The 12,158-nt window shown below is 48.4% G+C and carries 13 protein-coding genes; 3 read left to right on the top strand and 10 right to left on the bottom strand.

Translation table 11 applies throughout. The features are described from left to right. Positions 1-65 precede the first annotated feature (65 nt). The gene (locus tag U9S71_RS16915; RefSeq protein WP_326328817.1) at positions 66-470 is read left to right on the top strand and encodes a hypothetical protein; all 405 of its coding nucleotides are present in this window, start codon (positions 66-68) and stop codon (positions 468-470) included. A 288-nt stretch (positions 471-758) separates the two neighbouring features. Next, the gene (locus U9S71_RS16910; RefSeq protein WP_326328815.1) at positions 759-1,550 is read left to right on the top strand and encodes a CPBP family intramembrane glutamic endopeptidase; all 792 of its coding nucleotides are present in this window, start codon (positions 759-761) and stop codon (positions 1,548-1,550) included. A 206-nt stretch (positions 1,551-1,756) separates the two neighbouring features. On the opposite strand, the gene U9S71_RS16905 is transcribed toward U9S71_RS16910, so the two are convergent. The 7 genes from U9S71_RS16905 to ccoN form a co-directional block, all read right to left on the bottom strand. Beyond that, positions 1,757-2,416 (bottom strand): hypothetical protein, encoded by a 660-nt coding sequence (locus U9S71_RS16905; RefSeq protein ID WP_326328814.1) that lies wholly within the window; start codon positions 2,414-2,416, stop codon positions 1,757-1,759. Between the two features lie 94 nt (positions 2,417-2,510). Continuing rightward, positions 2,511-3,206, bottom strand: a complete 696-nt coding sequence (locus U9S71_RS16900; protein ID WP_326328812.1) for a sulfite exporter TauE/SafE family protein — start codon at positions 3,204-3,206, stop codon at positions 2,511-2,513. A 6-nt stretch (positions 3,207-3,212) separates the two neighbouring features. Further along, positions 3,213-3,416 (bottom strand): FixH family protein, encoded by a 204-nt coding sequence (locus U9S71_RS16895; RefSeq protein WP_326328811.1) that lies wholly within the window; start codon positions 3,414-3,416, stop codon positions 3,213-3,215. 11 nt (positions 3,417-3,427) lie between these two features. Then, complete coding sequence (gene ccoG / locus U9S71_RS16890; protein WP_326328809.1) at positions 3,428-4,792, bottom strand: cytochrome c oxidase accessory protein CcoG; 1,365 nt, start codon at positions 4,790-4,792, stop codon at positions 3,428-3,430. Positions 4,793-4,813: 21 nt separating this feature from the next. Continuing rightward, positions 4,814-5,695, bottom strand: coding sequence for a cbb3-type cytochrome c oxidase N-terminal domain-containing protein (locus U9S71_RS16885; RefSeq protein ID WP_326328807.1), 882 nt, complete (start codon positions 5,693-5,695; stop codon positions 4,814-4,816). A 12-nt stretch (positions 5,696-5,707) separates the two neighbouring features. Continuing rightward, positions 5,708-5,893, bottom strand: coding sequence for a hypothetical protein (locus tag U9S71_RS16880; protein WP_326328805.1), 186 nt, complete (start codon positions 5,891-5,893; stop codon positions 5,708-5,710). An 18-nt stretch (positions 5,894-5,911) separates the two neighbouring features. Continuing rightward, a complete protein-coding gene (gene ccoN / locus U9S71_RS16875; RefSeq protein WP_326328803.1) occupies positions 5,912-8,038 on the bottom strand; it encodes a cytochrome-c oxidase, cbb3-type subunit I in 2,127 nt (708 codons plus the stop codon). 243 nt (positions 8,039-8,281) lie between these two features. Here ccoN and U9S71_RS16870 point away from each other — a divergent pair, with 243 nt between their 5' ends. Then, complete coding sequence (locus U9S71_RS16870) at positions 8,282-8,563, top strand: hypothetical protein (RefSeq protein ID WP_326328801.1); 282 nt, start codon at positions 8,282-8,284, stop codon at positions 8,561-8,563. Positions 8,564-8,579: 16 nt separating this feature from the next. On the opposite strand, the gene U9S71_RS16865 is transcribed toward U9S71_RS16870, so the two are convergent. The 3 genes from U9S71_RS16865 to U9S71_RS16855 all read right to left on the bottom strand — a co-directional run bounded on the left by U9S71_RS16865 (position 8,580) and on the right by U9S71_RS16855 (position 12,155). Further along, positions 8,580-9,338 carry a LytR/AlgR family response regulator transcription factor gene (locus U9S71_RS16865; RefSeq protein WP_326328799.1) on the bottom strand — a complete coding sequence of 253 codons (759 nt, stop codon included), beginning with the start codon at positions 9,336-9,338 and terminating at the stop codon, positions 8,580-8,582. A gap of 67 nt (positions 9,339-9,405) precedes the next feature. Next, positions 9,406-11,403: a tetratricopeptide repeat-containing sensor histidine kinase gene (locus U9S71_RS16860; protein WP_326328798.1), complete on the bottom strand. Its 1,998-nt coding sequence runs from the start codon at positions 11,401-11,403 to the stop codon at positions 9,406-9,408. Further along, a complete protein-coding gene (locus tag U9S71_RS16855; RefSeq protein ID WP_326328797.1) occupies positions 11,400-12,155 on the bottom strand; it encodes a LytR/AlgR family response regulator transcription factor in 756 nt (251 codons plus the stop codon). The genes U9S71_RS16860 and U9S71_RS16855 overlap by 4 nt, the downstream gene beginning before the upstream one ends. Between the last annotated feature and the right edge of the window lie 3 nt (positions 12,156-12,158).

The following is a 12,158-nucleotide window of genomic DNA, read 5'->3' as shown; positions in this document are numbered from 1 at the left end:
CTTAGTTTATAAAAAATCTGTCCAATGATTGGGGGGAATTATATTCTAATGTAATTGAATACCATTTGTATGATAAAGATACAGATGGCAAATACCAAGAGTCAATAGACAAAGTTAAACAACGAAAAAACCATTCTGATGGATGTTTAACCAATTTTAGAGAGCTAGAAAATTACATTCACCCATCATTATATGAAACACATTTTGAAATAAAGTTTACGGAAGCTGAAATTGGTAATTGGAGTGAAATTGATGTCCCAAATATTGTAACGCAAAGAACAGCTAAGTTTGGAATACCTGAAACTCGCAACAATCCGAATAATGGCTTCAAAGAAGCTGAAAAAAGAGTAAAATCAATTGCTAACAAAAATCTAGTAAAGTCAATGACAAAAGATTTGTTTGAAGATATAAATGCTTTTGAAGAAGTTTCAGATTGGTTTAAAAAATTAAGACAATTGAATAATAACTAATATGCCAACGCTAAAAGCCATACACATTGGCAAGTCGCACCAGCCGACACACAAGCCAAAACTTGCCAAAGAGTATGTCTTTGCCAACGCTGACAGACGGACGGAAAAAAAGTACGATTGCCCAACAGTGGCTATACGTAATGCGGGCGAAAGTGCTGAAATGAAAGTAATTACATTTAATAAACTAACTGCTAAACGGAAAGTGAAGTGCCTTGAAATCCCGCACTACGCATAGCCGAGACCGTTATATGCCATATTAACCGAGCGTAAACCCGACAGCAACAATAGATGAAACCAAATCAGACGAAAAAAGTAATACTTTTTGTTATTCTAAGCTTTTCGGCGTACTATTTTCTTTTTGAAAATTTTAAACCTATAAAAATTGGACTTGACAAAATCACCCAACAAGGTTTGATTAGTTATGTTTTGACTTATTTAATAATTGGAATTCCAATTTTCACAGGAACATTATTACTCAACAAGACGATTAGTATTTTTAAAAGCCTTGGACTTTCATCAAGTATTTCGACTGCATTGTGGACAAGTCTATTATTCACTTTGCCAATGTTCATAGGTGGCTTGCTTCTCTTTAAATTTAATCAACATATTGATATTGAAAATTTGATTTCAGGGACTATCGTTGCAGGATTTATGGAGGAACTTTATTTTAGGGGTTTTCTTTTTGGACAATTGTTCCGAAAGACCAATTTAGGTTTTATACCATCAATAATTTTTGGTGCATTGATTTTTGCTTTTGGACATTTATACCAAAGTCAAGATGTAGGTGAACTAATCGGAATTTTTATGATTACGTTTTCGGGAGCTGTTTTTTTTGGTTGGCTTTATGTAGAATGGAGTTATAATTTATGGGTTCCAATTTTGACACACACCTTAATGAACTTATCTTGGAGTTTATTTCAAGTTGACAATTCTGCTTTGGGCGATATGACAACAAATATTTTTAGAGGTTTGACTATTCTAATTGCAATAATATTTACAATTTTATATAAGAAAAATAGAAACGAAAAATTAATAATTAACAGACGAACATTAATGCTGAAAAAGCAAAACGGCATATAGCAAGGCTGGCATCCTGCCTGAAGGCGGCCTGTTTCAAAAGGCGGTCAATCTTTGCGTTTACAGGATACTTTGCACTATTCGGATTAAGTGAAATAATCGGCATCCCCATCGATTGCGGTCGCCGTGATAAGTCTATCGAAAGAATCTACAAACTTTTCCGATTCCCGCTCGCTTCGTCACAAAAATACCGTGAATCATCACAAAAACTATTTCCCGCGGTCTGTCAATACCATCAACTGGAAATCACCACTGATTACCTTATCATCGTCGGATATGCGTTCGTGATTGGCATCGCCTAAGGCCGATAACTGGGTGTAGGTACCTGCTATACGGTAATAGGCGTAATACTTGTCGGACTTTACATAGGTGACCGACTTAAGTGTGGCATAGCTTTCTTCGTTCATCTCGGGGATTGGAAACCACCGGTTGGTGTTGCCTTTAGACTGGGGTACAACCACCATGAAGGAAATGGCGCCTTGAATGGCCTCCTCGGCCGCACAGGCGTTGAACCGAAGGGGGAATCGCCGGCCAGTGGCGAGTTTACCGAATGCCGCACTGTCTACCGGATAGGAGATCTGGAAACTCATTCTGGTGGATGCTGAGGTCGCCGTGACGTAATAAACCGAATTGGCCTGACTGCTACAGCTGTTCGGCTGGAAACTCAAATGGCTGCAATCTATTTTCTCACTCCAACCGGGTGTTTTGAAACTGACGAATAGGCCTGCCGTCGACCCCGATGAGCCGTCATCGGGGTCGCCATCGAGGCCGTTGGCTTTCTTTTCACAGCTGTACAGGAAAACGCAGGCAATCATTATCATCACCTTCGCGGTATGCTTCAGCAGCACCGCCCAATTGTTACCGTTCATTGGATAGCCTATTATGTGTAACCATAAACAAATTTATGGGCTGGCGGTAAACCAAAAAATACCTAATGGTGAGTATTTTTAGGGAGTGAAGTACTTACCCGCAAACAATCGCCCCCTTCGGGTAGATCAGCGGGCTCAGGAAAGGAATATCGAGATTAGCGCCCCGCAATAGGAACCATCCGCCCATGATAATGGAGATAACGGGTAGCCAAAAAGCAAAGTTGAAGCGGATACGGGTTTTGGCGAAGCTGCTGATCAGGGCAACCGACAGCATAGCAGGCCAGGTACCCATGCCGAACGACAGCATAAATAAGCCGCTCCCGTACACCGTGTCGGCGCTTAGGGTAGCAGCCAGTGCCATGTATACCATCCCGCAGGGCAGCAGCCCATTGAGCATGCCTACCACGAAGTGTCCGCCCGGCCGGTAAAGCCAGTAGCCCACCCACCGGGTTAGGGGTGTAACGAAGCGTTGCTGGAGGTCGACAAACCGGTGGGCCTGCTGCCCGAAAAGCGAAAACACCCCCATACCGACAAGCAGGAAACCGGTAGCGAGCGTGATGCCCCGTTGCCAGCCTTTTACGTCGAGCAGGTGGCCTATCGCGCCGATGGCAAGCCCAAGCAATCCATACATTATTACGCGCCCCATATGGTAAAGTACCGTGTTGGCAAACAGTCGGACGGGTCGATGGTCGTTTGGCGCAGCGAAAGCCAGCACAAGTGGCCCACACATCGCCACGCAATGCAGACTGCCGAAGAGGCCCATGAAAAATGCAAGCGCAAGGTAACTCATGTCTACTTATTGTTCTAGCACACGCTCGACAGAATCGGCAGATTGCTGCAAAGAATCAATATGATGCAACCGATCGTAATTCAATCCGCGTTCGTAATAGTCTTCGGCAACCAATGTATCGGTGTCTGTACTGACCATGTAAATTCCAAATGAAACGATCAGCACCATAAAAGACGCCAATGCAATCACTATTTTTATTCCCCAGCTCATTTTTGTTGCTTTTAATTCGGTGGTGCTACAAAAGTTGTTTTCAACGTCTCCATGGCCTTCCCTTCCGCCATCACGCCGATTTTAACATTCGTTTTGTAGGTTTTTACCGAGTGTTGCGGACTGATGAGAAAGAACGTTATTTGCGCCGTTGCTTCCGCTTTCAGTACCGTGATCGGATTCACCATCCGAACAGACATGTTTTCATCCAGCACCTCCAGGTTAAACGGGATATCGTTGCTCGATTTGTTGATCAACTCCAAACTATAAAGGTTACTCACCGTGCCATCGTCTAAGAGTTGGTACGTGCTGCCCCTGGCGCGCAGCAGCGTTCCGTCGACTTGCGACCGACTGAAAACGAGCCAGCCAAACACGGCGACCAAAGCAGCAAGTACTACGGTGTACGCGATAGCCCGCGTGTTTCCCTTCTTCGACTCCCCTTCGCCCTCGATTTCACTGACCGAAAAGAAACCGATCAACTGTTTGGGCCGGTCGAGTTTTTCCATCACGGCGTCGCAGGCATCGATGCATGCCGTGCAGCTCACGCACTCCATCTGCAGCCCATTGCGGATATCGATCCCCGTGGGGCACACCTGCACGCAGAGGTTGCAGTCTACGCAGTCGCCCACGGCTTGGTCCGCTCCTTTTTTCCGATGGCCACGCGGCTCGCCCCGACGATGGTCGTAAGCGATGGTCACACTCTTCTCGTCCATCAGCACGCTCTGCAGTCGCCCGTATGGGCATATCGTGGTGCACACGATCTCACGCAGGTAGGCGAACACGCCATAAAACACCAGGGTGAACACGATAATCGCAGCGAGGCCGCCAAGGTGCTGCTGGATGGGGTCGGTCATGATCTTCCAGAGTGCCTCGGCACCAACGATGTACGCTAGAAAAAGGTTTGAAATCACAAAGGAAATCAGTAGGAAAACAGCGTGTTTCAGGCCTTTTTTCAAGTACTTCGCTGTCGTGCCGGATGCCTTATCCCGCTTCTTCTGCTGCAGCCAATCGCCCTCTATCAGAAACTCGATCCGGCGGAACACCAGTTCCATGAAGATGGTCTGCGGACAGGCCCATCCGCACCACACGCGCCCGTAAACGGCTGTAAAAAGAACAATGCATACCATGGCGATCAGCATACCGAATACGAATATGTGTAGATCTTGTGGCCAGAACACACTGCCGAACAGGACGAACTTGCGTTCGATGATATTGAATAGTAAGAGCGGCTCCCCGGCGATCTTGACAAATGGGGCAGCCACGAAAAACGCCAAGAGTGCGTATCCCACCCCTTGCCGACGGTTAAACCATTTCCCACCGGGCTTCTTGGCATAAACCCACTCGCGCTTGGCTTTCATCTTGTTTACTGCTGTTGCCATTTGCTGTTTGCTTCCCATTCCTTACCCACCCGATGGTACCGGGTCCGGCGTATCGGACTCCTGATACTCGACCCTTTCTCCTTGTGGCTCCTTCGCGTTCGGGGGGTTGGCACCCCGTAGGGAAACGATGTAATTGCTCACCTCGGCGATCTGCGCCGGTGTAAGGCTCTGCTCCCAGGGCACCATTCCTTTATCCAATACGCCGTATTTGATAACCCGGAATACGTCTTGTACTTCACCGCCATGGAGCCAATGATCGTCCGTGAGGTTCGGGCCGATACCGCCCTCTCCCATCCCACCGTGGCAAGCGGCACAATTCTGGGTAAAGATGGCATGTCCGGCCGCCACGGTCTCCTGGCGGAGGTCTACCGTTACGGTATTCTCATCGATGTTATTTGCCGCCTGCGAGAGCCACTCCTGCCGTGCCTGCTCGGCATGTGCCATCTCGCGTGCATACTCTTCTTCCTGGGTGGCCCCCCAGCCGAACACATGGTATACACACAGGTACACCACGGCAAATGCCAGGCTGGCATAAAACATACCGTTAAACCATGCCGGCACCGGGTTATCCAGTTCGGTGATACCATCGTACTCGTGGTCAATCACTAAATCCTTTTCCTCGGCCATCGGGCGCAGCCCCATGAGCCTATTCCACCATGGCGTATGGCTGTCGCCGCGCACCTGCTTCGCCTTGGCGGCCGACTCATCCGCGAGCACCTCCGGCATGGTAACCCGTACCATCGTCCGCACAGCGCGCAAAACCACCAGCGCTGCGAGCAGGATGATCAGCATCACCACGAAGAGTGCCACCGTGAGGATATCGTTATTGATATTGCCACTTCCTAAGAATGTAGAACCCGCATGGGTTTCTATCGTTATAACTTGCATGAGGATTGTTTCCATGGTTCGATGCATTTAGTTTACTGACTCCTCATCCAAGTGCCCCCCATCGTCCATCGGGATGCCTTTCATGTAATCGGCGTCGTCCTTCCGCATCCGGAACAGGCGGATACCTACGATGATGAAAAAGAGGAGAAATATCCATAGCGATGCAATAAGGTACCACTCATTGCCGCTTAAATCCGTTATTTGCTTAAACATGGTCGTTCGTTTAATTCACTAATCGTTTGTTGCCGTCGCTGCCGGCGTGTTGATATCCGTGCCCAATCGTTGCAGGTAGGCGATCAGTGCAACGATTTCCTGATCTGGCCGTACATTCAGTCCCTGTCCATTAAGATCAGCTGCAATCCCTTCGGCTTGCTCATGGAGGTCGGAATCGGCGTTTTGGATGTCTTCATCGCTATACGGAACGCCCAGTATCCGCATGGCATTCAACTTGGCCTTCGTCGTGCTCGCGTCGAGCGTTTGTTCGATGAGCCACGGATAGGCGGGCATGATGCTGCCCGGCGAAGTAATCGTGGGATCGAGCATGTGGTCGTAGTGCCACTTATTCGGGTATTTCTTGCCAATGCGGTGCAGGTCGGGACCAGTTCGCTTGGATCCCCAAAGGAACGGATGGTCGTAAACGAACTCGCCAGCTTTGCTGTATTCGCCATACCGGACCGTTTCCGACCGGAAGGGACGGACGGTCTGCGTGTGGCAGTTTACGCACCCCTCGCGGATATACAGATCGCGCCCCTGGATCTCCAGTGCCGTATACGGCTGCACGCTGGCAATGGTAGGCACATTTGACGAGATCATGAAGGTCGGCATCATCTGCACCATGCCTCCAATGAGGATGGTAATCAGGGCGAGCACCAGAAATAAGATGGGCTTACGTTCCAGCCTGCGGTGGGGTGCGCGCTCGTTGACCACCACGGGTGTTAATTCGGGCGCTTCGGCCGGCTCATTGGCCAGTAGCCGCCCTTTCTTCATGGTCTTCACGAGGTTATACGTCATCATAAGTGCACCCGACAGGTAGAGGGCACCACCGATGGCGCGCAGCATGTGCATGGGGATAATCTGGAGGGTAGTGGCCAGGAAGTTGGGGTATTTCAACACCCCTTCTGGGGTAAACTCTTTCCACATGAGCCCCTGTACCACCGCTGCCCAGTACATCGGTATGGCATAGAACAGGATGCCCAGTGTGCCAATCCAGAAGTGCGCCGAAGCCAGTTTTTTCGAATATAATTCGGTTTTGTAGATACGCGGCACGAGCCAGTAGAGGATGGCGAAGGTCATGAAGCCGTTCCACCCCAGGGCCCCCACATGCACGTGTGCCACGATCCAGTCGGTAAAGTGCGCAATGGCGTTCACCTTTTTCAGCGACAGCATGGGGCCTTCGAACGTGGCCATACCGTAAGCCGTCAATGCCACCACCATAAACTTCAATGTCGGTTCGGTGCGTACCTTGTCCCACGCGCCTCGCAGCGTAAGCAGCCCATTGATCATCCCGCCCCAGCTGGGTGCGATGAGCATGATGGAAAAGGCTACGCCGAGCGACTGCACCCACTCGGGAAGCGAGGTGTAGAGCAAGTGATGCGGCCCCGCCCAGATATAGATGAAAATTAGCGACCAAAAATGGAGGATACTGAGTTTATACGAATAAATAGGCCTATTAGCCATTTTGGGGAGGAAATAGTACATCAACCCCAAATACGGCGTGGTAAGGAAAAATGCCACGGCGTTGTGCCCGTACCACCACTGTACCAGCGCATCCTGTACACCCGCGTAGAGGTAATAACTCTTCCACATGGAAACGGGCAGCTGCACGGAGTTGACGATATGCAGTACTGCAACGGTGACGAAGGTGGCGATGTAAAACCAGATCGCCACATACATATGCCGCTCGCGCCGCTTGATGATGGTGCCGAACATGTTGATGCCGAACACGACCCAAATGACGGTTATGGCCACGTCAATAGGCCACTCCATCTCGGCATACTCATGCGATGTGGTGAGCCCCAACGGCAACGTAATGGCGGTAGCCACGATGATGAGCTGCCAGCCCCAGAAATGCACGTTGCTCAAGAAATCGCTAAACATGCGGGCCTTGAGCAATCGCTGGAGGGAATAGTATGCCCCCATGAAAATCCCATTACCCACAAATGCGAAGACCACGGCATTGGTATGCACGGGTCTTATGCGCCCGAAGGTGGTATACTGCAGGTCGAAGTTCATGAATGGCCACACGAGTTGCATGGCGACCAACAGACCGACCGACATGCCCACGATACCCCATACGATGGTGGCAATCGCAAAATTTCTGACAATTTTATTGTCGTAATTGAATTTAGTTAACTGCATGGATGAACGTATTTTTCTGGCGGTAAAATTACTGTCATCACAATGTCAGCTGAATGATGGGCATTGGATTTAAAAGTAATGGTGGTCACATATTTTCACTGCCTACCATACTTCGGGGAAAATGCCAAAACACGGCTTCTTAAAGTGAAACGATAGGGAAGGTATGGGGCAAAAGGATGTTTAGGTTTTAACACGACTGGCGGTTAACGCTGAATTCACTACCTTTGGGTTAGGATAAACGTTATGGATATTTTTGACTTTAAAGACTCATTGCAACAGGAAGTGCCTCCCATTGGCCTCACGGTGCAATTGGAAGCGTTGTGGTACGACGGCAAGGGCGACTGGGAAAAGGCCCATGATCTTGTCAACGATCTGGATGACTTGCAATCTGCCCACGTGCATGCCTACCTGCACCGTAAGGAGGGCGACCAATGGAATGCCGATTACTGGTACAGACGGGCCAAGCGCCAACGCTACAGTGGCACGCTGGAGGAGGAATGGGAAGAATTGGTGAAAATCATGTGAGCCCGACCGTGGCGAGCTACTCTCCGCGTAAGCGTTCAAAAACGTCGATAATGAGCTCTTGCTCGAAATGGCTTACGGGAATCCGTTCATTGTTGGTTAATATCAGGAAACCGCCATCGTTCCGGCTGTACTTCTCTACGTAATTTGGATTGACCAGATAGGATTGATGGACGCGTACGAACATGAACTTTTCCAACGTTTTTTCCACGTCTTTCAATGCTCGGGAAACCAAAATTGACCGACCATCGAGGGTGTATATCTTGGTGTAGTTGTTTTGGCTTTCGCAATAAATAACGCTTGTTATTTCGATGAATTCCATCCCGTCGGCGGTTGGGACAGCAAGCTTATTCTTCAATATACCCTCCTTTTTCAAAAAGCCCAATAGCTGCGCCACATCCGCGGCAGGGTCGTCCGGTTTGTTCCTTTTTTCGAGGTGTTGAGTCATGGTCTCTTTAAGCTCGTCTTCATCAATCGGTTTTAACAAGTAATCGATTGCCTGTACATTGAATGCCTTTATGGCATATTGGCTGTAGGCGGTGGTAAAGATCACGTCGAACGCCAGCTCATCAAATTGATTCAGAAAGTCAAACCCATTCATCAGTGGCATTTCTACATCTAAGAAAAGCAAATCGACGTCTATACGTTTCAACGCTTCAATGGCCTCTATCGGTTTGGTGCCCTTATAAACTATGGGCAATTCAGGGAATAGCCGATCGATATCTAATACCAGGCTTTCTACACAATGCAATTCGTCGTCAAGGATAGCTATCTTCATGGGTAAAGATGTATTTATACGTTAAAGGCGTTTAATGTAAATGATTTATTTGGCATAAACGTCAATTTCATGTTTGTTGGATACGAATGACAACGGAAGTACCTAATGCACGGCCCGCTTCATCTTTTTTGTCTACAAATTCGTAGTTTATGCTGTTCGGATGGCTTTTATTGAATAATCCGATACGTTTGTTATTGATTTCCGTTCCCCGGCTTTTGTGTCTTTTGGTACTTTTGGAAGCGTGGAGCCTGCCCACTCCGGTATCGTCTATTGCTACCTGAACACCATCTTCCGTTTGTTCCACGGTGATGGTGAGCATTTTGGTTGCCTTGTTGCTCGGGAGCAGTCCGTGCCATATGGCATTTTCCACGAAAGGCTGTAACAGCAGGCTCGGTAGTGCAATGTCTTTGCCTTCGGATTCAAGTGAGTTGATAATGGAGTAACCAAAGCTATCGTCAAACCTGTTTTTCTCCAGTTCGACATAGTATACCATCAGTGCCAGTTCATCGTGTAACGAATGTACCGGTTTGTTGGCCGTTTCGAGTACGATCCGTGCAAAGCGCGCAAGCTTAACCAGATATTTGGTTGCGTGTTGGTTGTCGTTGCGTTGGATCATGTTTTTGATGGAGTTGAGGCAATTGAACAGAAAATGCGGATTGATTTGCATTTGACTAGCTAAGATATCTGCCTCCATCAGATTTTTTTCGTACACGACTTTGAGCCGCTCGTTTTCCGCTTTTGCCAATAGCCGTTCCGCTTCTATCCGATCTTTGCGGCCTCTGTTCCGAAGCAGAACGACGATTACCACCACTAAGAACAAAGCAACCAACAATAGGATAATGATACCGCGGGCATTCAGTTGACTGGTGCGCCGTTCCAACTGCAATTCCTGCATGGATTGCTCCGTTTTCAGCAACTCGATTTCCGACTCTTTCTTTTCTACATCATACCGACGGGCGATTGCTGAAACCTGCACCAACTGATTGGTGAGGTTAATACTGTCCTGATAGCTTTGTGCTTTCTTATAGTAGCTCAGCGCCAAAGGGTAGTTGTTCAACGCCTCATAATGCTCCGATATCGTTTTGGCCGTAGCTTGCAGTAGCTCCTGGTCTTTCAACTCGCCGGCAATCTGCATGGCCTGTTCCAGTTTGGATAAGCTCTGCGTGTATTGTTGTCTCAGAGCACCCAAGTTACCCAATTCCAATAGCGTGGTTGCCTGTTGCTGCCGGTCATTGATCTCTTGGAACACCGCTAATGCTTCGTCAAAATACCGTTCGGCCTGTTGCAGGTCCGTGCCTTCCGCCAGGTAGCTCTCCCCGAGCGCCCTGAGGCCCATGCCCCTCCCCCTGGCGTCTTTTCGGGTTTCGTTGATTTTCAATATCTCACGGAGGTAGGTCCGCGCTTTACGGTGCTGGCCTAATTGATCGTAATACCCGCCTATGGTTAAGTTCTGTATGGCTATTCCGCGCTGGTTGCCCACCTGTTTTGCAATGTCCAAGGCCTTTTCAAGGTAGGCAAGCCCTTCTTCCTCTTTTCCCGGGATAGCCATGAGCGTATTACCAATCCCATTGCAGGCAATCTCGATATTCCGTGTATCGTTTTCCTTTTCGGCTAGGCGGAGGGCCTTCATGTGGTAATCAATAGCCAGGTTGTAATCGGCATTGTATCGGCATGCTACCCCCGCATTGTTGGCATAGCGCATCTTATCCACGGCATGTCCATCCAGGTCCGCTATCATCTCGTACGCTCGGGCATGAAAGGTAATGGCCTCTCGATACTGCTGGTAAAAGCGGTAGAGTAACCCGAGGTTGTCTATGGCCCGGGCGTATAAGAAGGTATCCTGTGCCGCCGCCGTCTCCATCGCCTGTGTAGCCATCTGGATATCTTCATCGCCCTGTCGAGCCGCGCGGTGCATTTCACGCGATAGTTCGATCATCATCACCACACGTGCCGAATCGTTGGATTCGACAGACAGCTGCTTCCGCAAACTGTCGATATGCTGTTGCGCAAATGCGCCCGACCCCCACGCTAGGCATAGTATGGAAAGCAATAAGGTCTTACTCATACCTGAAGCATTTTTTCTAAGATTTCATTGATTTGTTTCGCCTTCTGTCTGGAAACCGGCACTTCCGTATTATCGACCATGATTAAACTACCGCCGTCTTGTTTCAATATCCCTTTTACATAATTAGGATTTATTAAGTGCGACTGGTGCACCCGGATAAAACCGTGATCTTTCAAGAGCTCCTCAATTTCCTTCAAGGTACGACTAATCAAAATTTTGTTTTCATCGTCGCAGAAAATGTTGGTGTAATTGTTATCCGATTGGCACCGAACAATGTTATTGATGGCTACAATACGGTATCCTCCCCCTATTGGGAGTGCAATTTTAGGTTGTTCCTGTCTTCCATCTCCCAAATATTCATGAAGCAATTCCCATTGTTTTTCGGAGGTCTTCTCCCGTCTTTTTTCCCAGTATGACAGCGCTTTCACGAGGCTTTTTTCGGCAATTGGTTTCAATAGGTAATTGATGGCGCTGTACCGGAATGCTTTGACGGCGTATTGGTCGTAAGCCGTGGTAAAGATCACATCAAAACCAAAGGGCCGCAGCGTATCCAACAGGGCAAACCCATTGAGATTGGGCATTTCGATATCGAGGAACAGCAAATCTGGCGGGTGCTGCTTGATGAATTCCAGCCCTTGGTGCGGATCGGTGAAAACACCGGTTATCGTATAATCCGCATGTATCTTTTCAATCAATTGCTTCAGCACATTGATGCAATGCGCTTCGTCATCAATGATAATTATGTTTGTCATCGC

This window comes from Parapedobacter flavus (assembly GCF_035818675.1).
Classification (GTDB): domain Bacteria; phylum Bacteroidota; class Bacteroidia; order Sphingobacteriales; family Sphingobacteriaceae; genus Parapedobacter; species Parapedobacter flavus.
The sequence above is the reverse complement of the archived record's forward strand: the minus strand, read 5'-3'. Positions and strand labels throughout refer to the sequence as shown.

Excerpts from the sequence above, each read along its gene's own strand:
- U9S71_RS16870 (WP_326328801.1), top strand. The coding sequence starts at position 8,282 with ATGGATATTTTTGACTTTAAAGACTCATTGCAACAGGAAGTGCCTCCC.
- U9S71_RS16910 (WP_326328815.1), top strand. The coding sequence starts at position 759 with ATGAAACCAAATCAGACGAAAAAAGTAATACTTTTTGTTATTCTAAGC.
- ccoN (WP_326328803.1), bottom strand. The coding sequence starts at position 8,038 with ATGCAGTTAACTAAATTCAATTACGACAATAAAATTGTCAGAAATTTT.
- U9S71_RS16905 (WP_326328814.1), bottom strand. The coding sequence starts at position 2,416 with ATGAACGGTAACAATTGGGCGGTGCTGCTGAAGCATACCGCGAAGGTG.
- U9S71_RS16895 (WP_326328811.1), bottom strand. The coding sequence starts at position 3,416 with ATGAGCTGGGGAATAAAAATAGTGATTGCATTGGCGTCTTTTATGGTG.
- ccoG (WP_326328809.1), bottom strand. The coding sequence starts at position 4,792 with ATGGCAACAGCAGTAAACAAGATGAAAGCCAAGCGCGAGTGGGTTTAT.
- U9S71_RS16880 (WP_326328805.1), bottom strand. The coding sequence starts at position 5,893 with ATGTTTAAGCAAATAACGGATTTAAGCGGCAATGAGTGGTACCTTATT.
- U9S71_RS16900 (WP_326328812.1), bottom strand. The coding sequence starts at position 3,206 with ATGAGTTACCTTGCGCTTGCATTTTTCATGGGCCTCTTCGGCAGTCTG.
- U9S71_RS16860 (WP_326328798.1), bottom strand. The coding sequence starts at position 11,403 with ATGAGTAAGACCTTATTGCTTTCCATACTATGCCTAGCGTGGGGGTCG.
- U9S71_RS16855 (WP_326328797.1), bottom strand. The coding sequence starts at position 12,155 with ATGACAAACATAATTATCATTGATGACGAAGCGCATTGCATCAATGTG.
- U9S71_RS16885 (WP_326328807.1), bottom strand. The coding sequence starts at position 5,695 with ATGGAAACAATCCTCATGCAAGTTATAACGATAGAAACCCATGCGGGT.
- U9S71_RS16865 (WP_326328799.1), bottom strand. The coding sequence starts at position 9,338 with ATGAAGATAGCTATCCTTGACGACGAATTGCATTGTGTAGAAAGCCTG.